The following is an 18,104-nucleotide window of genomic DNA, read 5'->3' as shown; positions in this document are numbered from 1 at the left end:
GCACCCGGGAGGGTGTGGGAGAGTAGGTCACCGCCGGACAATCATTAAAAAGGCTCAGGCCCCGCAACGCTGCGGGGCCTGACCCGTTTAACAGCCGTTTAACAACCCGTACCCGGTCCGGGCTTATCCGGCCGCCGCGAACCCCGCCGGCCACTCACGGGCAGGAACCCCTTCCGCGTCGGCTGGCCCGGCCGGCCAGCACTGCCTAGTCCAGGGCCGCGTCCTCCAACATCATCGGTTCAACACTGCCTGGCCTCCCGGCAGCCTGCCGCCCTTCCCACGCATAGTGACACCTGTTACCCAGTGGGACCACACCAGACAACACATGCCACAAACCGTGGGAACCACGGCGCGGTCATTGGAGTTTGCTTCAGGGTGGGACGCTGTCCCTCGTCGGGCATTGGTCCCGGCGGGGCCAGATGGGGCAGGGGGCCGGGAGGGGTCCAGTCGGGGTGGTCAAAAGGACCTCGAAAACAGGGTAAGATAGTAGAGCATCACCGCTGCAGATAGTTTCCGGAAACGGAATCAGGAAGCGGCGCGTGACCCAGGATTTCCCGCGCAAGCGAGGACAAAGGGTTACGGCGGTCATAGCGTGGGGGAAACGCCCGGTCCCATTCCGAACCCGGAAGCTAAGACCCACAGCGCCGATGGTACTGCACTCGGGAGGGTGTGGGAGAGTAGGTCACCGCCGGACATACCGTGATGATGAAGACCCATACAAGGACGTATGGGTCTTCATCTGTTTAACGCCCCGGATCCCCCTCCCTGGACCTCTCCCTGCGGCCCAGCCCGCGCCGCCCACGCCCCACGCCCCACCCACCACCCGAGAGACATAACCCGCCGCTTTCGGGCACCAATCCTCCCTTCTCTGGTACCGTAACCAAACAAGCGTTAGCCTAAGGAGACCGATGCTCGCTGATTTGGCCTTTTTCTCTTTTGTGGAACTCGCGGACGCCTCTCAGCATGCCGCGTACAACCGCTGGCACCAGCTGGACCACCGCCCGGAAAACCTGGCCCTGCCCGGTGTCGCCTGGGGTGACCGGTGGGGGCGGTCCAGGGATTCGACCACGGAGCAGGTTGCTGCCAGCCCGTTCGAAGGCACCGACTACGTGGCCATGTACTGGTTCCGTTCACCGGTCCAGGAGAGCGTGGAAGAGTGGGACCGCCTTGGCGAGGCCTCTTTCCAGTGGGGAAGAGGGCCCATCATCCCGGGTGTGAGCAGACCACTGCTGGGATTCTTCCGTCCGGTGAAGGGCTATTCAGCACCAAGGATCCTGCTGGACCCCGATGTACTTCCTTACCGCCCCAACCGCGGACTTCACCTCACGCTGACGCATTACGATGAACCGCACGGCATTGAGGCACACGACTGGTTCGCCTGGGAAGACAGGCACCTCATACCGGAGCTGCTCGAAGTCCCGGGCGTAGCCGGAGCCTGGACCTTTTCCTTCAGCCACGTCCAGCAGCACTCGACGCTCCTCTTTGATTCCGACTGCGCCTACGGGCCCGGAGAGCTGCGGATCCGCGTCCTTTACCTGGATGAGGACGTAGCCGAAACCACGTCCGGCATTCTGGAAGCCCAGCGGGACATGAACGCCCGAACCAATGCGCCGGCGGAGACCGGCAAAGTCCTGTTCTCGGCACCCCTGAACACGATCATTCCCTGGCAGGACTGGTGACAAGCGTGGAAGAGCGCCTTCAGGCGCTGGAGGACCGGGCCAGCATCACGGAACTCCTGGCCAGCTACGGGCCACTGGCCGACGCCGGAAACGGTGCCGGGATCGGCGAACTCTGGGACAGCGCGGGGACCTACACCTTCGATTCCACAACGCTGGAGCGCTCAGAGGTCGGCGGCCTGGTGGAACTCGAATCGCACCGGCAACTTATGCAGGCCGGGTGCGCGCACGTTCTGGGGTCGCCGACCATCAGGATCGAAGGAGACGGTGCGACGGCGGTAAACCACTCCGTAGTGCTGGTGCACCGCGACGGCGTCTGGGTCGCAGAGCGTGTCAGTGCGAACCGCTGGGAACTGGTGCGGACGGAGTCCGGCTGGAAGGTTGCCAACCGGACGAACCGGCTTCTCACCGGTGTCGAAGAAGCCAGGGCGCTGCTCAAACACTAGGTGCATGCGGGTGCCCTCCAAAAACCAACCGGCTGCCGAGCGTTACCGCCCGGCAGCCGGTTTTCCAGTCAATTCCCGCCCTACCGGGCCGACGACTGCTCAAAGCGTGAAAGCGGAGTCTCCCCGGCGGCGTCGAGCTGTTCGAGTGTGCGCAGGCGCGGTGTCAACGCACTGCCAAACCGCTGATCCCAGTGCTGCGCTTCGTCCGCGCCAAGCTGCCGACGTGCATGCTGCACCCAGTTCGGGTTGTCCAGCATCTCCCGGCCAAGCAGCACAATGTCCGCGGAACCCTCCTCGATCAGTCGCGTCGCCTGTTCCGGATCGACGACGAACCCTACGCAGGCCACCAGCATCCCGGTCTGCCGGCGCAGCTCCCGCGCGAAGTCCGCGTGGAAAGCGAAGCCGCGGCGCACCCGGGTATCCACCGACCGGTCCGCGCTGATGCCGCCGGAGGAAGTGTCGATGACGTCGACGCCGGCTTCCCCGGCACGGCGGGCAAAGTCAACAACGGCGTCGAACGGCGTGCCGCCCTCAGTCACGCCGTCGACGGCGGAGACGCGGTAGGACAGGATTACGTCGTCGGGAATGGCAGCACGCACGGCGCGGATCACCTCCAGGGGGTACCGCATGCGCTTCTCGGCATTCCCGCCGTACTCGTCGGTGCGCTGATTCGAGACCGGAGACAGGAAGGAATGCAGCAGGTAACCATGCGCGCCGTGCAGCTCGATCAACTTGAACCCGGCCCGGACGGCCCGTTCAGCCGCTGCCACCCACGCGTCGACGGACTCGCGGATTTCGCCGGCGTCCAGCTCCTTCGGCTCCTGCCAGCCCGTGCCGGCAGGGGTCGGCGAAGGCCCGACGACGGGCCACGGAGCCAGCCCGGCCGCAGCATCCGATTCATCCAGGGGAGCCCCTGCGTGCCAGGGCTCGCGCACCGAGGCCCGGCGTCCTGCGTGGGCCAGCTGAATGCCCGGAACCGTCCCGTGGGCAGAGAGGAACGTTGCGATCCTGGCCAACCCGGCGGTCTGGGCGTCGTCCCAGAGTCCAAGGTCGTGGTGGGATATCCGGCCGCGGGGTTCGACGGCGGTCGCCTCCACGATCACCAGGCCTGCCCCGCCCAGGGCGAAGCGGCCCAGATGGGCCAGATGGAAGTCGTTGGCGAAGCCCTCAGTGGCGCTGTACATGCACATGGGGGAGACCCCGGCGCGGTTGGAGAGGGTGGTGCCGCGAACGGACAGGGGAGTGAAGAGTGTGCCGGCAGGGGCGTTTTCATCCATCATGCAACAACCGTACCAAGCAATAGTTTGGTACGGTGCATAAAATGCAGAATACCGACCGGAATTGAGGGACCTGAGCGTGGAAAAAGCGGAGACGGACATCAGCGTGGAGGTCCTTCAGGGCGTTGCCTACCTGCGCATCGACGGCCCCGAGCGGCTGAATGCCCTCTCGACTGCCTCCATCCGCAGGCTCGCCGCTGAGCTTCAGGATGCCCGGGACTGCAATGCCGTGGTGATCACCGGTGTGGGGCGGGCGTTCTGTACCGGGGCGGACCTGGGGACCGAGGTGACAGCTGAAACGGTTGAAGCTGCCGGGGCGCTGGTGGAACTCATGGCGTCAGTTCCACCACCGGTGATCGCGGCCGTTAATGGACCCGCCGCGGGTGTGGGCGCATCCATCGCGCTGGCATGCGATCTGGTGCTGGCGGCAGAATCGGCGTTCTTCCTCCTGCCCTTCCTTCCGCTCGGACTGGTGCCCGACGGCGGCGCCACGCATTCCGTTGTGGCCGGCGCCGGACGTGCCCGCGCGGCACGCATGGCGTTTGGCGGGGAACGGATCCCCGCTGCCCTCGCGGCACAGTGGGGTCTGGCCGGTGAAGTGGTCCCGGACGGCGAACTCGACGCCAGGGTGGCTGAACTGGTTGACCGGATATGTTCGGCACCGCGGGAGGCAGCCGTCCAGACAAAGAAACTGCTGCGGGAAGCGGACCGCCAGGCCCTGTCCGGTGCTGCCCGGCGTGAGCTGGCTGTCCAGTCGGATCTGCTCGAAAGCCCGGAGTATGCCCTGGCGCGGGAAGGTTTCCTGGCACGGACGCCGGTCGATTTCCGCACCGTGCGAGCCGGCAGCCGGACGGTTTAGCTGCCGTTCGGGTCACCCTGGCCGGCGGCATCCAGGCACCTGCGCAGCGGCTCGGGTATGCGGATGGGGCGCTGGTCCGGGGAGACCGTCACCAGCCAGTTGGAAGCAGCGGCAACCTGCACCTCATCTGTGCGGCGCCACATCTCGAAGTCGAACCGCACCGAGGATGTTCCGATCTCCCCGACGCGGAGCTCAATGGTGATCTCCTCAAAGAGCCGGGCCGCGGCGAGGTAGTCGCAGTGGGTGGCCCGGGAGACTGTCCACCAGCCAAACCGTTCCAGCAGGGTGTCCTGCCGGAATCCGTTCAGGAAAAGCCATTCGGTCTGCAGCGCTTCCATCCGCGGGAACCAGGCCGCGTAGTAGAGAATCCCGGCCGGATCCGTGTCCGCGTAGGACAGCCGCTGTGTGTGCTGGTGCAGTGGCGGCCGCCGTTCGCCGGTATGGGGTGAAGGTGCGGTCAAAGTCATCGGCAGGTACCCGTCGTCGTCGTTGTCCCGGTGCTGCAGCCAGCACCGGTACGCATAAAAGAATGCACGCGACAAACCTAGCGTTTGTTTGGTAACGTGGCTATTCACATCAGATGGACCGGGGAACAGGAAGCCGATGCCGATCACTATTGACCTCACAGGACGGGTGGTTCTGATCACCGGTGGTGCCCGCGGTGTGGGTGCCGGCGTCGTCGATTCCTTCCTTGCCGCCGGGGCGGCTGTGGAGACCTGCGGCCGGACGGACCCGGAGCCGGGGGTTCTTCCGCCCTCCGTGGGATTCACCGAACTGGACGTTCGCGACGATGAGGCGGTGCGCGCCTGGGTTGACGGCGTCGCCGCACGCCGCGGCCGCATCGACGTCGCCGTGAACAATGCCGGGGGGTCTCCGTTTGGGCCGTTCGAGGCCGGCTCGGCACGCTACCAGCGCGCGGTCACGGAACTGAACTTCCTCTCCGCGGCACACGTTGCCAGGGCCGTGCACCCCGTGATGATGGCCCAGGACGAAGGGGGGTCCATCATCAACATCACCTCCATCAGCGCCCGGCGCCCCAGCCCCGGAACAGCCGTCTACGGTGCGGCCAAGGCGGCGCTGGAATCACTGACCAGCAGCCTGGCCGTTGAATGGGCACCGCATATCCGCGTCAACGCGGTCAGCTGCGGGCTCGTCGCAACCGAAGGCGCTGCCGAGCATTACGGCGATGAGGAGAGCTACGCCCGGGTGGCAGCGACCATCCCGCGCGGTCAGCTGGCCATCCCGGCCGAGATCGGTTCGGCCTGCGTGCTGCTCGCCTCCGGGCTGGCCAGCCACATCACCGGAGCCGTTCTCGACGTCGACGGCGGCGGGGAATGGCCGGCGTTCCTGGCGCACACCCCCAACGCAGACTTTCGCAAACCCAACAGAATCAAAGGAGCTTCCTGATGCCTGAGGCGGTAATCGTTTCCGCAGTCCGTTCACCCATTGGCCGCGCGCAGAAGGGTTCGCTGCGTGAAATGCGCGCCGATGACCTCGCTGCGCAGATGGTCCGTGCAGCCCTCGAGGCCGTACCGGAACTGGATCCCGGAACCGTTGATGACCTGATGATGGGCTGCGGCCAGCCCGCCGGTGAGCAGGGCTACAACCTGGGCCGCATCGTGGCCATGCAGCTGGGCCTGGACTCCGTTCCCGGCGTCACCGTGCACCGCTACTGCTCGTCCTCCCTGCAGACCACCCGGATGGCCATGCACGCAATCCGCGCGGGCGAGGGCGACGTGTTCATCTCCGCCGGGGTCGAGGCTGTCTCCCGCTTTGGCCTCGGCAAGGCAGACGGCATGCCGGACACCAAGAACCCAACCTACTTTGACGCCATGGAGCGGACCCGCAAGCTTGCCGCCGATCCGGACGCACGCTGGAGCGATCCGCGGGAGAACAGCGAGCTGCCGGATATCTACATCTCCATGGGAGACACCGCGGAGAACGTCGCCCAGCTGCGCGGCGTTTCCCGGTCCGCCCAGGATGAATGGGCAGTGCGGAGCCAGAACCGGGCCGAGGAAGCAGCGGCACGGGGTTTCTGGAAGACGGACATCACCCCCGTTATGCTGCCCGACGGCACCGTGGTCTCCACCGATGACGGCCCCCGTGCCGGCGTGAAGCTGGAGAAGCTGGCTTCCCTGCAGCCGGTGTTCCGCGAGCACGGCACCGTCACGGCGGCGAACTGCTGCCCGCTGAACGACGGCGCTGCCGCCCTGGTAATCATGAGCGACCGCCGCGCCGCCGAGCTGGGACTCACTCCGCTGGCCCGCATCGTCTCCACCGGTGTTTCGGCCATGACGCCGGAGCTGATGGGGCTGGGCCCCGTCAACGCGGTAAAGAACGCGCTGGCCAACGCCCGCATGTCCATCTCCGACATGGACATCATGGAGCTCAACGAAGCCTTCGCAGCCCAGGTGCTGCCCTCCATCGATGACATTGGCATCGACCCGGAGAAGGTGAACGTAAACGGCGGCGCGATCGCCCTGGGCCACCCGTTCGGCATGACCGGAGCCCGGATGACGACGACGGCGATCCATGCCCTGCAGGAGCGCGACGAACAGTTCGCAGTGGAAACCATGTGCGTGGCCGGCGGCCAGGGCATGGCCATGGTGCTGGAGCGCCTGAGCTAACAGCGCCCGGCGCAGCAAACCAGCACAGCAAAAGAGGCCGGGCGGCGAAGCGAAGATGCTTCACCGCCCGGCCTCTTGTATGCCCCGGAGAGGTTGTCAGTGAGACTCCGCGGGCACCGTCCGCAGCTCGTTCTTCAGAACCTTGCCGGTGCCGTTGCGCGGGAAATCCTCCACAATGACGAACTCCCGCGGAAGCTTGTAGTTCGCCAGCCGGGCCTTGCAGAACTCCTGCAGATCCTCGGCCGAAGGAACCGGATCGGCGTCGTGCAGCAGGGCAACGTAGGCCCGCCCCACTGACCCCATCCTCTCGTCCGGGATGCCGACCACGGCTGACTCATTGACTGCCGGGTGCTGGCGCAGCACGTTCTCGATCTCGGCCGGGTACACGTTGAAGCCGCCCACAATGTACATGTCCTTGAGCCGGTCCGTGATCTTCAGGCAGCCGTGCTCATCCAGGCGCCCCATGTCCCCGGTGTGGAACCAGCCGTCCGGGTCCACCGCGCCGGCGGTGGCCTCGGGATCCTCGAAGTAGCCCAGCATCACGTTCTCGCCGCGCAGCAGGATTTCACCGTCCATGCCTGTCGGAACGTCCTGGCCGGAAGCGTCCACAACCCGGATCTGGACTCCGTCAACCGCTGGTCCCGTGGTCTGTTTCGCGTGTTCCAGGTCTTCACCGGGCCGGGACATGGTGGCCACCACACATTCGGTCAGCCCGTAGGCCTGGGCCACCCGCTGGAAGCCGAGCACGTCCACCATGTCCCGGAAGAGGGTTTCCGGAGCGGTGGCTGCGCCGGCAATCGCGAAGCGCAGCGAGGAGGTGTCGTAATCCGCCAGGCCCGGGTGGTTAAGCAGGGAAGTGAAGATCGTGGGAACCCCGGGCAGTACCGTGATGCGGGCGGATTCGATCAGATTCAGCAGCCCGGTGGCGTCGAAGGTCTCCACCGGGTAGATGGTGGCTCCGGCCACCAGCGACGCGATCATGCCGGCCTTGTAGCCAAAGCCGTGAAAGAAGGGATTGACGATCGCGTACCGGTCTTCGGGAAGCAGCCCGGCACCGGAGGCCCAGGCCCGGGCGACGCCGAGCGTCTGGCGGTGGGCGCTCATCACTCCCTTGGGCAGTCCGGTGGTTCCGGAGGTGTACACGATGTCGCACACATCGTCCGGGGAAACCGATGCCGACGCCGCGGCGAAGCCGGCTTCGCTGACGTCCCGGCCGGAGGCGAGCAGCGACTGCCAGGCCATCACACCGCCGTCGTCGGCTGTGCTGTCCAGATCCACCAGCAGCCGCAGCGCAGGCAGTCCCGGCACGGGTGAGTCCGTGGGCTCGGCGTCGGCTGCTGCCGTGCGCAGTGCCTGTACGGGGTTCCGTCCCAGGAAGCCGCCCGCCACCACCAGTACGGATGCCCGTGAGCGCTGCAGGATGACGGCCGCCTCATGCCCGGTGAAACGCGTGTTCAGGGGCACGACGGCGGCACCAATGGACTGCGCTCCGAGCATGGCCAGGATGAACTCCAGCCGGTTTGGGGACCACAGGGCAACCCTGTCTCCGGCCCGGACGCCCTGGGCCAGGTAGCCCCGGGAAACCTCGGAGACGCGTCCGCACAGTTCACGGTAGGAAACTGTTGTGTCCGCGGTAACCACAGCGGGATGCCCGCCGAGCGTCGCCATCTGGCTGAGCAGCTGAGGCAGGGTCTTAGCCGGTTGCATCAGGGTAGGTCCTTTCAGGGCATGCCTGGGCCGGTCGGTGAAGCGCAATGGCGCGGCTAAACCTGGGGCCGGAGCAAATACGGAATAATTGAGCATACGCTTGGGTGAACAAACCAGAGGAGAATTGATGGCTGCGAGCAAGAAAACGGACCGTGCCCCCAGTGAGCAGGGCTCTGAGCGCCGTGAACAGCTGCTGGCCATCGCGGCCGGCCTGATTGCGTCCCGGGGGTACTCCGCCACGACGGTCCGGGACATTGCCGATGAAGCGGGCATCCTCTCGGGAAGCCTCTACCATCACTTTTCCTCCAAGGAAGCGATCCTTGACGAGGTTCTGCGCACCTTTATGGTCGGCCTCCGGGAACGCTCCGAAGAGATCGCTGCCAAGGGCGGCGGTCCGCTGCACATGTTCGACGAGCTGGTCCGTACTGCGTTCCTGACGATCGAGCAGCAGCCCCACGCCGTGGGGATCTACCAGAACGAAGCAGCGTTCCTGTCGAAGCTCCCCGGGTTTGAATTCGTGGCCCAGGAGGGCGCGAAGATTGAGGGCATCTGGCAGGGCGTGATCCAGGACGGCCAGCGCGAAGGCGTTTTCCGGGCAGATCTGGACTCGGCCATGACCTACCGCTTTATCCGCGACGCCGTGTGGTCCACGGTCCGCTGGTTCCGCCCCGGCGGCCGGCACTCGGCTGAAAGCGCCGGCCGCCATTTCCTCGAACTGATTCACTCGGGACTCCTGCAGGACTGACCGGTTAATCCCGGACTTCGCGGGTCCGGGCCCCGCGCGGATCCAGGACCTCGCGGATGAGGCGGAGTTCCTCGTCCGTGGGGAGCCGGGTTTCCGGTGCGCCCGCAGTGTCCAGGGCAAAGCCGGTGTTCTCGGCCACCGTCTGGGGATCCACGCCCGGGTGGATGGAGAGCACCTGAACCGCGCCGTCGTCGCCGTAGCCCAGGACGGCCAGGTTGGTGACGATGACACCGAGGTGGTGGTGGCGCAGCGACGGCCCGGCTGCCTTGGCGCGGTCGTTGCCGACTCCGGAGACCATGTCCACGGACTCCACAAACAGCCGGGCGCTGTGGCGGGCAACCCAGTAGTCCACGCGGTGGTTGGCGGTGTTGCCCGGCGCCCCGCGGACGCCGATCAGCTGCCGGGTGGGTTTGTTCCAGTCACCGATCAGTGAGATGTTCTGGTTGCCGAACCGGTCGATCTGGCTGGCGCCCATCATGCTCTGGCGGCGGCCCGAGGCCGCGATGTCGAAGATGCGCCGGAACGGGGCCCAGCCCTCGATTACTCCGCCGCCCGAGGCCGTCTTGCCCAGCGGCGGCGGTTCGCTCATCAGGAAGGCTTCCCCGTCACTGAGCACGAGGTCAGGGGAGTGCGTGAGCTTGGCCAGCCGTGCGCCGATGGTGGGGATGGTGCCCACCGCGTGGGCGAGGATCTCTCCGGATTCCCGGTAGGTGTCCGAGCAGGCTGCCACGCAGACCTCTGCGCGCGTGATCTCCGTTGCCATTATTTGGCCTCCTGTGCTGCGTGGAAGCGGTCCACGGCCTTGAGATAGCCGTCCTCGTCGCCGTCGAGGAACTCAGTGGTGAAGGCCCGCCAGGTCTCGGGGTCCTTCGCGGAAGCGGCGTAGTGCTTCTGGAAGGGTTCATCACGCCCGTAGTCCGGTTCGCAGGTGGTGAAGTGCGCACCGCCGGGGGTTTCGATAACGCCGGTGACGTACATGCGGCTGAGCATCAGGGTGTGGAACGAGCCCTGGTTCAGCAGGTCGCGGGTTTCCACGATCCGCTCCGTGCTCACGAAGGTGCGCTTGGCAGCCATGGCGAAGAGGTCGTCGAAGTACGGGTCCGGGCCCAGGAACTGGGCGTTGCCTCCGCTGTCTGCACGGTTGGCGTGGATCAGCGCGACGTCGAGCGGAATCGCCGGAACGGCAACGTACTCATCATCGGAGTACGGCGAGGCGACGGTCTTCAGGTGCGGATTGGCTGCCAGTACGTCTGAACCCAGGCCGGCAATGGTGGGCAGGAAAGACAGCCGCGCGGCTGCGGCCCGGAGGCCGGTGACGAACATGCCTTCGTCATATTCGCTGATCTCCAGTTCCCCGCGCTCGCGGGCGGCGGTGAACAGCGGATCCAGCGGGATGCTGTCCAGCGAGACAAAGCCGTAAACCAGCTTCTTCACCTTTCCGGCGGCCACCAGCAGTCCGACGTCGGGGCCGCCGAAAGCGACGACGGTGAGGTCCGTGACGTCGCTGCGCAGCAGTTCACGGACGGCGGCCATTGGCTTGCGCCGTGACCCCCATCCTCCAATGCCAATGGTCATTCCCGACTCGATGGACGCGATGGCGTCCGTGAGTCCAATTCTCTTGTTGGGCATCCGGTGCTCCTTTGCTCTGTTCCCGGCTCTGTACTAAACCTAGCGCTTGTTAGGGCGTTAGGCTAGCATGGCTCAAATCCCGCGTCTCCGGGGCGGACGGGTCCGGACGGGACAAGACAAAGGAGTCGTAATTTGAGTCGGAACCACGTAATCGTCACCGGAGGGGCCAGCGGCATCGGCGCCGCAGTCGTTGAAGCGCTCCATGCCCGCGAGCAGCAGGTGACGATCTTCGACCTGCAGCCGCCCGCAGCGGATGCCACGCCCGCCGGCGTTGGGTTTATTGAGGTGGATGCCTCCAATGAAAGCGCTGTCCGGGCCGCCGTGGCAGAAGCCGAAGCCGCCCGCGGCGTCGTGACGGGCCTGGTGATCTGCCACGGCAACCGGGGTATGTTCGTGCCCGCCATGGAAGCTGACCTGCAGCACGCCGCCAAGGTGTTCCAGATCCATGTGCTGGGCGCACTGGCGGTCAGCCGGGAAGTTGTCCGGCGGCTGGAGGGCAGGCCCGCGTCGATCGTTACGGTGTCCTCGGCAACGGCCTTCGGCGGCTGGGAAAAACAGGCCGACTACGGGGTGGCCAAGGCCGCCGTGCGTCAGCTGACGCAGAACCTCGCCGTGGAGTGGGCGTCCCTGGGCATCCGGGTCAACGCCGTGGCTCCCGGAAATACGCTGACTCCCATGGTCCAGGCGGTCATCGACAGCGGCCAGTATGACACCGCAGCCGTGGAAAAGCGGACACCAATGGGCCGGTTCGCGGCTCCGGAGGAAATCGCGGATGCCATCCTGTTCCTGCTGCTGGACGCTGCCTTCGTCACCGGGCAGTGCCTGGCCGTGGACGGCGGATGGACCGCCGTCGGCGAATGAGTGACGCGGCCCGTACCGCCTGACTTACTGCCTGCAACCGGCCCGGGACGCTGTCCCGGGCCGGTTGCAGGTCAGGCCGGAACGAAGCCCAGTGACCGGCCAAGCCGACGGCGGTGCTCACGCGCCGGGCCGAAGAGCTGGCTGGTGGCGTGCGCACGTTTGAACACCAGCTGGGCGTCGTGCTCCCAGGTGATCGCGATGCCGCCGTGCAGCTGAACGGTCTCGGAGGCAACGTAATCCAGTGCCTCCGAGCACCATGCCTTGGCTGCAGCGGCCCGTTCGGGCAGGTCCGGGGCGTCGGTTCCGGCAGACCAGGCTGCGGCCCAGGCCGTGGTGCGGGAGGTTTCCACCTTCAGCAGCATGTCCGCCATGCGATGTTTCAGGGCCTGGAAAGACCCAATCGGGCGGCCGAACTGCACCCGCTGCCCGGCGTACTCCACGGTCATGTCCAGGCCGCGCTGCGCGGTTCCCACCTGCAGGCAGCTCACTGCCACCAGGGCAATGTCGCGGACCTTTTCCAGGGCCGCGGATGCCTCCAGTGCCAGCGGGCGTGCGGCGGTGTCGCGGAAGGACAGGGTGGCAAAACGCAGTGTGGGATCGACGGCCGGCATTTCGGCGCGGTCCACGCCTGCAGGATCCAGCACTTCGAAGATGCCGATGCCCTGCGGTGTGGCTGCGACGGCAAGAATGGTGTCCGCGGTTCCCCCGTCCAGCACCAGTGCGGCGGTGCCGCTGAGCGTCCACTCCTCGCCGGAGCCGGCAGCGGTGACGCCTGACCCCGCGGTGGACCACTGGCCCTGGCTGTCGGCCCAGGCCAGGGAGGCGAGGGTGCTGCCTTCGGCGATGCCTGGCAGCAGGCGCTCGCGGGCTGCTTCGTCTCCGGCGTGCAGAACGGCTGCGGCCGCCAGGACAGCGGAGGAGAGCAGCGGGCTGGGCGCCAGGTGGTAGCCGAGTGCCTCCAGCACCAGCCCGGTTTCGAACCAGGTGAAGCCGGCGCCGCCGTACTCCTCGGGGATGGCCAGCGATGCCACGCCCACTTCCTCGGCCAGAACCTGCCACAGTTTGCCGTCATACCCCTCGGCCGCGGCTGAACGGACCGCTGCCGGAGTGGCATGCCGGGCCAGCAGCGCACGGAGAATCTTCACGAGTTCGTTCTGCTCGTCAGTCAGGGAAAAGTCCATGATGTCCTCAGTTGCCGGTGGTCAGAAGCAGGGAAGCGAGCCGGGAACGGTGGTACCGCGGTGTGCCCCACGCGCCGGTCAGGGCGCGGACCTTGGTGAACCACAGGCCGAGGTCATGTTCCTCCGTGTAGCCGATGGCCCCGTGCACCTGCAGGGCGGTGCGGGCTGCCAGATCCGCGGCGTCGGACGCGGCGACCTTGGCTGCGGAGACGCTGCGCGGTCCGTCCGGCCCGCCGAGGTCCAGTGCCGCACCGTAAATCAGGGGACGGGTAAAGGTCAGGGCCACCCGGACATTTGCCAGCTGGTGCTTCAGCGCCTGGTATTCGCCGACGGGGCGGCCAAACTGCTCGCGGATCTTCGCGTAGGAAACCGATTCCTCCAGCAGCCGTTCCCCGGCACCCAAAAGCATGGCCGCGCAGGCCAGGGCAGTGCGGTCCAGTGCGGTGGCGGCGGCTGCCGGATCCAGGGCTGCCGGCTCGCCGTCGGCAGTCAGCGGGTGCAGGGGCCGGGTCCGGTCTATGGAGCCCTGTGCTGGACCCGCCGCCGCCGGGGTCAGGGAATCCGGGGTGAGAAGGAATGAATGCGTCGAGGATCCGGCGTCCACGGCATAGGGCGCCAGAACGGGAACCGCAGCCGTGGCGATGGCCGATCCGGCCAGGATCCCGCTGCGCACCCCGGCGTCCACGAGGTCCGGCAGCAGCGCCGCGGATTCGAGGTACGGACCGGGAACACCGTGGTAGCCAAGCCGTTCAAACGCCACCGCGAGGTCCACGGCAGTACCGCCCATGCCGCCGTCGTCCTCCGGAACGCAGAGCCCGAAGAGGCCCAGCTCGGCGAGCTGGCCCCAGAGCGCATGGCCCAGGGCTGTGTCCCCGTCCGCCCAGGTGCGGGCGATCTTGGTGCCGCCGGAGCTTTCGATGATCTCGTCGAGGGCCTCGGCAAGGGAGCGCTGTTCTTCACTGAGCACGAACTTCATGAGGTCCTCCTGCCGTCGCCGCCGCGGGGGAGACCGAGCAGGCGTTCTGCGATGATGTTGCGCTGGATTTCGTTGGTGCCCGCGTAGATCGGACCGGCGACGGCGAAGAGGTAGTCCTCCACCCAGCGCCCGCCGGCCTCGGCGCCGGTGCCGCGCAGCTCAGCTTCCGCACCCAGCAGGGTGAGTCCGGTTTCCTGAATGGCAATGTCCAGTTCGGACCAGAACACCTTGTTCACACTGCCTTCGGCGCCGATGTCCCCGCCTTCCTGCATGGTGCTCACCGTGCCCCAGGTATAGAGGCGGTAGGCCTCGGACTTGATCCAGGCGTCGACGACGGCGTCCTGGGTAAAGGGGTCCGGTTCCGGCCGGGTGCTCCACAGGTCGATCAGGCGGTCAGCCGCGGCGCAGAAGCGGCCCGGGGAGCGCAGTGAAAGTCCGCGCTCGTTGCCTGCGGTGCTCATGGCCACCCGCCAGCCGTCACCGGGGGCGCCCAGGACGTCGCTGTCCGGAACAAAAACGTCGTCGAAGAACAGCTCCGCGAAGCCGGTTGACCCGTCCAGCTGGGTGATGGGCCGGATGCTCAGTCCCGGTGCGTCCAGAGGGAAAAGGAAGTACGTGAGGCCGCGGTGGCGCTGGGCTTCCGGATCGGTGCGGAACAGGCCAAAACCCCGGTCTGCCCAGACGGCGCGGGAGCTCCAGGTCTTCTGCCCGCTCAGCAGCCAGCCGCCGCGCTCTTCGTCCCGCCGGGCGGTGCTGCGGATGGCGGCCAGGTCGCTGCCGGCGCCCGGTTCGGACCAGGCCTGCGCCCAGATCAGCGAACCGTCCATCATGTCCCGCAGGTAGCGGTTCCGCTGGTCATCGGTGCCGTGTTCAAAGAGGATCGGCGCCAGGAGTGAGATGCCGTTCTGGGCCACCCGGGTGGGCGCACCGGCGCGGTAGTACTCTTCCTCGAACAGAACCCATTCAATGAGGCCGGCTCCGCGGCCCCCGAACTCCTCCGGCCAGGAGACCACCGACCAGCCGCCGCGGGCCAGCTCGGCTTCCCATTCGCGGTGGGCGGCGAAGCCCTCCGCGGTGTCCATGGAAGGCAGCGGCGTGGCCGGCACATGTTCGGCGAGCCAGGCGCGTGCCTCGGCTGCGAAGGCCAGCTGTTCTTCTGTCAGGTCCAGGTTCATGGCGTGACCGCCGCGCTGCGCATGCTCTTGACTCCCATTCCGGCCAGCGAATCAGCGCCGACCTCTGCGTTGTGGGCATGGGCTGCGTGGTGCAGCCCGAAGACCGAGTCCATGCCGGAGCGGAGCCCCTGCAGGTCCTCGGCCTGGTTGACGGCCTTTTTGGCCAGGGCCAGCCCCAGGCGGGGCATGGCGGAGATCCGTTCGGCCATGGCCATCACGGTGCTTTCAAGCTCGGCGGCAGGCACCACCTGGTTCACCATGCCCAGGTCCCGGGCACGGGTGGCCGGGAACCGGTCGCCGGTGAACAGGAACTCCTTGGCGGCCCGCGGGTTCATGACCCAGGGGTGGGCGAAGTACTCCACGCCCGGAATGCCCATCCGCACCACGGGGTCGGAGAAGAATGCGTCGTCGGAGGCAACAATGAAGTCGCAGGACCAGGCGAGCATCAGTCCGCCGGCGATGCAGGCACCCTGCACCATGGCGATGACCGGCTTGGGGATTTCCCGCCAGCGCCGGCACATGCCCAGGTAAACCTCGGACTCCCGGGCGAAGCGTGAATCAACGCCCTCGGCGCCCACGTGGTCCCACCAGATGACGGCCTTGCGTTCAAAGCTCTGGTCGATGTCCCGTTCCGGGGAGCCGATGTCATGTCCCGCGGAGAAGTGCTTGCCGTTGCCCGCCAGCACAATCACCTTGACGGCGTCGTCGTTCACCGCACGGGTGAATGCGGCATCCAGTGCGTAGGTGACCTTTGAATTCTGGGCGTTGCGGTACTCCGGGCGGTTGAGCCGCACGACGGCGACGGTCCCGCGCACCTCGTACGTCACCACCTCGCCGGCGTCGTCGTTCTGCATCGTGGTTCCTCCCTGGGCTTCCCGAACAAACATCTACCAAACAAGTGCTTGTTTTGCTAGCATAGGCGATGCTCGACTTTATGACCAGTGGTGCTGGGCAACGAAAGGTGTTTCGTGGATCTGAACTATGCAGCAGAAGATGAGGAGTTCCGCCGGGAGGTCAGGGACTGGCTGGAGTCCAACCTCTCCGGCCGGTTTGCCCACCTGCGCGGAAAGGGCGGATCCGGCCGGGAGCATGAGGCGTTCGAAGAACGCCTGGAGTGGAACCGGCACCTGGCCGCGCACGGCTGGAGCTGTGTTGGCTGGCCCGTGGAGCACGGCGGGCGGGGACTGAGCCTGCTGCAGCAGGTGATCTTCCATGAGGAGTACGCCCGGGCTGATGCCCCGGCACGCGTGAACCACTTCGGCGAGGAGCTGATTGGGCCCACGCTGATTGCCTTCGGCACCCCGGAGCAGCAGGCCCGGTTCCTGCCGAAGATCGTGGCTGTGGAGGAACTGTGGTGCCAGGGCTACTCGGAACCCGGCGCCGGATCAGATCTTGCCAACGTGGCCACCAAAGCCCGGCTGGAAGACGGACACTGGGTGATTGACGGACAGAAAGTCTGGACCTCCCTGGCCCACCACGCCGACTGGTGCTTTGTCATCGCCCGCACCGGCACCGGCCAGCGCAAGCATGAAGGACTGTCCTACCTCCTGGTGCCCATGGACCAGGACGGCGTGGAGGTCCGCCCCATCCTGCAGCTGACGGGTACCTCGGAATTCAACGAAGTCTTCTTCGACGGCGCCGTCACGGAGGCCTCCCTGGTGGTCGGGGAGCCCGGAGCGGGCTGGTCCGTTGCCATGGGCACCCTGGGCTTCGAGCGCGGTGTCTCCACCCTCGCCCAGCAGATCGCCTTCCAGCGGGAACTGGACGCCGTCGTCGATCTGGCCCGCAGCAACGGCGCGATCGATGATCCGCTGATCCAGGACCGCCTGGTGTCAGCCCATCTGGGCCTGGACATGCTCCGGCTCCACGGGCTGCGCACGCTCAGCGGCGAACAGGGCATTGAAGCGTCCATCACCAAGCTGCTCTGGGCTCCCTGGCACCGCTCCCTGGGCGAGCTGGCCATGGAAGTGGCCGGCGCCAGCGCCCTCACTGCCGCGGGCGAACCGTACGAGCTTGACGCCCTGCAGACCCTGTACCTGTTCAGCCGGGCGGACACGCTCTACGGCGGATCGGACGAAATCCAGCGAAACGTTATTGCCGAGCGCGTGCTCGGCCTGCCGAAGGAGGCCCGGGCATGAACCCCGCGCGCACTGCACAGCCTGTCCCCGACTACGTTCCCGCCCACGGCCTGCTGGCCGGACGCCGGGTAGTGGTCACCGCCGCCGCCGGTGCCGGCATCGGTGCCGCCGCCGCCCGCCGCTGCCTGGAAGAGGGAGCAGCCCTGGTGGTTCTGGGCGACACCCACGCCGGACGGCTGGAAAGCTCCGCCGCCGAGCTGGGTGCCGAATTCGGTGCCGAACGGGTCCGCTGGGCCGTCTGCGACGTCACTGTCGATGAGCAGATCGAAGCCCTGCTGGACCTCGCCGAGGACGCCGGCGGAGTCGACGTCATGATCAACAACGCCGGACTCGGCGGAACGGCCTCCATCCTGGAGATGACCGACGGGCAGTGGGACAAGGTCCTGGACGTCACGCTGACCGGAACTTTCCGCAGCGTGCGGGCCGCCGGGCGCCGCATGGTGGAGAACCAGGTCCGCGGCACCATCATCAACAACGCCTCCGTGATTGGCTGGCGCGCCCAGGAAGGCCAGGCACACTACGCCGCCGCCAAAGCCGGGGTCATGGCCCTGACCCGCTCCGCAGCGCTGGACCTCGCCTCACACGGCATCCGCGTCAACGCGGTCTCCCCAAGCCTGGCGATGCATCCCTTCCTGGCGAAGGTCACCTCCGAGGAGCTGCTGGAGCAGCTCACCTCGCGGGAAGCCTTTGGCCGGGCCGCCGAACCCTGGGAAATCGCCAACGTCATGGTGTTCCTCGCCAGCGGATACTCCTCCTACATGACGGGCGAAGTCGTCTCCGTCAGCAGCCAGCAAGCCTAAGGACACG

The 18,104-nt window shown here is 66.8% G+C and carries 18 protein-coding genes and 1 rRNA gene; 10 read left to right on the top strand and 9 right to left on the bottom strand.

Annotated elements, in window-relative coordinates:
• Positions 1–577 precede the first annotated feature (577 nt).
• The 3 genes from rrf to ACWGQ2_RS09710 all read left to right on the top strand — a co-directional run bounded on the left by rrf (position 578) and on the right by ACWGQ2_RS09710 (position 2,122).
• Positions 578–694: ribosomal RNA gene (rrf, locus tag ACWGQ2_RS09720) — 5S ribosomal RNA — on the top strand.
• 214 nt (positions 695–908) lie between these two features.
• Positions 909–1,679 carry a hypothetical protein gene (locus tag ACWGQ2_RS09715; protein WP_452016681.1) on the top strand — a complete coding sequence of 257 codons (771 nt, stop codon included), beginning with the start codon at positions 909–911 and terminating at the stop codon, positions 1,677–1,679.
• Positions 1,680–1,684: 5 nt separating this feature from the next.
• Entirely contained in the window at positions 1,685–2,122 is a 438-nt protein-coding gene (locus ACWGQ2_RS09710) for a nuclear transport factor 2 family protein (RefSeq protein WP_452016679.1), read from the top strand.
• Between the two features lie 80 nt (positions 2,123–2,202).
• Here the strand turns inward: ACWGQ2_RS09710 and ACWGQ2_RS09705 are convergent, their stop codons facing one another.
• Positions 2,203–3,402, bottom strand: a complete 1,200-nt coding sequence (locus ACWGQ2_RS09705; RefSeq protein ID WP_452016677.1) for an NADH:flavin oxidoreductase/NADH oxidase — start codon at positions 3,400–3,402, stop codon at positions 2,203–2,205.
• Between the two features lie 76 nt (positions 3,403–3,478).
• Between ACWGQ2_RS09705 and ACWGQ2_RS09700 the strand changes: the two genes are divergently transcribed.
• Positions 3,479–4,258 carry an enoyl-CoA hydratase/isomerase family protein gene (locus tag ACWGQ2_RS09700; protein ID WP_452016675.1) on the top strand — a complete coding sequence of 260 codons (780 nt, stop codon included), beginning with the start codon at positions 3,479–3,481 and terminating at the stop codon, positions 4,256–4,258.
• Here ACWGQ2_RS09700 and ACWGQ2_RS09695 read toward each other — a convergent pair.
• Entirely contained in the window at positions 4,255–4,800 is a 546-nt protein-coding gene (locus ACWGQ2_RS09695; RefSeq protein WP_452016673.1) for an acyl-CoA thioesterase, read from the bottom strand. The genes ACWGQ2_RS09700 and ACWGQ2_RS09695 overlap by 4 nt on opposite strands.
• Positions 4,801–4,861: 61 nt before the next feature.
• Here ACWGQ2_RS09695 and ACWGQ2_RS09690 point away from each other — a divergent pair, with 61 nt between their 5' ends.
• Positions 4,862–5,665: an SDR family oxidoreductase gene (locus ACWGQ2_RS09690; protein WP_452016671.1), complete on the top strand. Its 804-nt coding sequence runs from the start codon at positions 4,862–4,864 to the stop codon at positions 5,663–5,665.
• Positions 5,665–6,885, top strand: a complete 1,221-nt coding sequence (locus tag ACWGQ2_RS09685) for an acetyl-CoA C-acetyltransferase (RefSeq protein ID WP_452016669.1) — start codon at positions 5,665–5,667, stop codon at positions 6,883–6,885. The genes ACWGQ2_RS09690 and ACWGQ2_RS09685 overlap by 1 nt, the downstream gene beginning before the upstream one ends.
• Before the next feature lie 96 nt (positions 6,886–6,981).
• Here ACWGQ2_RS09685 and ACWGQ2_RS09680 read toward each other — a convergent pair whose 3' ends face one another.
• On the bottom strand, positions 6,982–8,592 hold the full coding sequence (locus tag ACWGQ2_RS09680; RefSeq protein WP_452016667.1) for an AMP-binding protein: 1,611 nt from the start codon (positions 8,590–8,592) through the stop codon (positions 6,982–6,984).
• 127 nt (positions 8,593–8,719) lie between these two features.
• Here ACWGQ2_RS09680 and ACWGQ2_RS09675 point away from each other — a divergent pair, with 127 nt between their 5' ends.
• Positions 8,720–9,337, top strand: a complete 618-nt coding sequence (locus ACWGQ2_RS09675; RefSeq protein ID WP_452016665.1) for a TetR/AcrR family transcriptional regulator — start codon at positions 8,720–8,722, stop codon at positions 9,335–9,337.
• A 4-nt stretch (positions 9,338–9,341) separates the two neighbouring features.
• On the opposite strand, the gene ACWGQ2_RS09670 is transcribed toward ACWGQ2_RS09675, so the two are convergent.
• Positions 9,342–10,100, bottom strand: a complete 759-nt coding sequence (locus tag ACWGQ2_RS09670; RefSeq protein ID WP_452016663.1) for a CoA-transferase subunit beta — start codon at positions 10,098–10,100, stop codon at positions 9,342–9,344.
• Positions 10,100–10,966, bottom strand: a complete 867-nt coding sequence (locus ACWGQ2_RS09665) for a CoA transferase subunit A (protein WP_452016661.1) — start codon at positions 10,964–10,966, stop codon at positions 10,100–10,102. Before ACWGQ2_RS09665 ends, ACWGQ2_RS09670 begins: the two co-directional genes overlap by 1 nt.
• Positions 10,967–11,098: 132 nt before the next feature.
• On the opposite strand from ACWGQ2_RS09665, the gene ACWGQ2_RS09660 reads away from it, so the two are divergent.
• On the top strand, positions 11,099–11,827 hold the full coding sequence (locus tag ACWGQ2_RS09660) for an SDR family NAD(P)-dependent oxidoreductase (protein ID WP_452016659.1): 729 nt from the start codon (positions 11,099–11,101) through the stop codon (positions 11,825–11,827).
• A gap of 71 nt (positions 11,828–11,898) precedes the next feature.
• Here ACWGQ2_RS09660 and ACWGQ2_RS09655 read toward each other — a convergent pair whose 3' ends face one another.
• Genes ACWGQ2_RS09655 through ACWGQ2_RS09640 form a run of 4 tightly spaced genes read right to left on the bottom strand, consistent with a single transcriptional unit; the run spans position 11,899 to position 16,013 of the window.
• Positions 11,899–13,008, bottom strand: coding sequence for an acyl-CoA dehydrogenase family protein (locus ACWGQ2_RS09655; RefSeq protein WP_452016657.1), 1,110 nt, complete (start codon positions 13,006–13,008; stop codon positions 11,899–11,901).
• Between the two features lie 7 nt (positions 13,009–13,015).
• Complete coding sequence (locus ACWGQ2_RS09650; protein WP_452016655.1) at positions 13,016–13,984, bottom strand: acyl-CoA dehydrogenase family protein; 969 nt, start codon at positions 13,982–13,984, stop codon at positions 13,016–13,018.
• On the bottom strand, positions 13,981–15,159 hold the full coding sequence (locus tag ACWGQ2_RS09645; protein WP_452016653.1) for an acyl-CoA dehydrogenase family protein: 1,179 nt from the start codon (positions 15,157–15,159) through the stop codon (positions 13,981–13,983). The genes ACWGQ2_RS09650 and ACWGQ2_RS09645 overlap by 4 nt, the downstream gene beginning before the upstream one ends.
• Positions 15,156–16,013 (bottom strand): enoyl-CoA hydratase, encoded by an 858-nt coding sequence (locus ACWGQ2_RS09640; protein WP_452016651.1) that lies wholly within the window; start codon positions 16,011–16,013, stop codon positions 15,156–15,158. The genes ACWGQ2_RS09645 and ACWGQ2_RS09640 overlap by 4 nt, the downstream gene beginning before the upstream one ends.
• Positions 16,014–16,127: 114 nt before the next feature.
• Between ACWGQ2_RS09640 and ACWGQ2_RS09635 the strand changes: the two genes are divergently transcribed.
• Both ACWGQ2_RS09635 and ACWGQ2_RS09630 read left to right on the top strand, forming a co-directional pair.
• On the top strand, positions 16,128–17,297 hold the full coding sequence (locus ACWGQ2_RS09635) for an acyl-CoA dehydrogenase family protein (RefSeq protein WP_452016649.1): 1,170 nt from the start codon (positions 16,128–16,130) through the stop codon (positions 17,295–17,297).
• Complete coding sequence (locus tag ACWGQ2_RS09630; RefSeq protein ID WP_452016647.1) at positions 17,294–18,097, top strand: SDR family oxidoreductase; 804 nt, start codon at positions 17,294–17,296, stop codon at positions 18,095–18,097. Before ACWGQ2_RS09635 ends, ACWGQ2_RS09630 begins: the two co-directional genes overlap by 4 nt.
• Positions 18,098–18,104: the final 7 nt, after the last annotated feature.

The organism is Arthrobacter sp. NPDC055585 (genome assembly GCF_053619115.1).
This window is presented reverse-complemented; position numbering and strand designations above follow the sequence as displayed.

What these genes read in the sequence shown, in the direction of transcription:
- ACWGQ2_RS09685 (WP_452016669.1), top strand. Translation starts at nt 5,665, where the DNA reads ATGCCTGAGGCGGTAATCGTTTCCGCAGTCCGTTCACCCATTGGCCGC.
- ACWGQ2_RS09705 (WP_452016677.1), bottom strand. Translation starts at nt 3,402, where the DNA reads ATGATGGATGAAAACGCCCCTGCCGGCACACTCTTCACTCCCCTGTCC.
- ACWGQ2_RS09640 (WP_452016651.1), bottom strand. Translation starts at nt 16,013, where the DNA reads ATGCAGAACGACGACGCCGGCGAGGTGGTGACGTACGAGGTGCGCGGG.
- ACWGQ2_RS09680 (WP_452016667.1), bottom strand. Translation starts at nt 8,592, where the DNA reads ATGCAACCGGCTAAGACCCTGCCTCAGCTGCTCAGCCAGATGGCGACG.
- ACWGQ2_RS09670 (WP_452016663.1), bottom strand. Translation starts at nt 10,100, where the DNA reads ATGGCAACGGAGATCACGCGCGCAGAGGTCTGCGTGGCAGCCTGCTCG.
- ACWGQ2_RS09650 (WP_452016655.1), bottom strand. Translation starts at nt 13,984, where the DNA reads ATGAAGTTCGTGCTCAGTGAAGAACAGCGCTCCCTTGCCGAGGCCCTC.
- ACWGQ2_RS09675 (WP_452016665.1), top strand. Translation starts at nt 8,720, where the DNA reads ATGGCTGCGAGCAAGAAAACGGACCGTGCCCCCAGTGAGCAGGGCTCT.
- ACWGQ2_RS09655 (WP_452016657.1), bottom strand. Translation starts at nt 13,008, where the DNA reads ATGGACTTTTCCCTGACTGACGAGCAGAACGAACTCGTGAAGATTCTC.
- ACWGQ2_RS09645 (WP_452016653.1), bottom strand. Translation starts at nt 15,159, where the DNA reads ATGAACCTGGACCTGACAGAAGAACAGCTGGCCTTCGCAGCCGAGGCA.
- ACWGQ2_RS09665 (WP_452016661.1), bottom strand. Translation starts at nt 10,966, where the DNA reads ATGCCCAACAAGAGAATTGGACTCACGGACGCCATCGCGTCCATCGAG.
- ACWGQ2_RS09630 (WP_452016647.1), top strand. Translation starts at nt 17,294, where the DNA reads ATGAACCCCGCGCGCACTGCACAGCCTGTCCCCGACTACGTTCCCGCC.
- ACWGQ2_RS09690 (WP_452016671.1), top strand. Translation starts at nt 4,862, where the DNA reads ATGCCGATCACTATTGACCTCACAGGACGGGTGGTTCTGATCACCGGT.
- ACWGQ2_RS09715 (WP_452016681.1), top strand. Translation starts at nt 909, where the DNA reads ATGCTCGCTGATTTGGCCTTTTTCTCTTTTGTGGAACTCGCGGACGCC.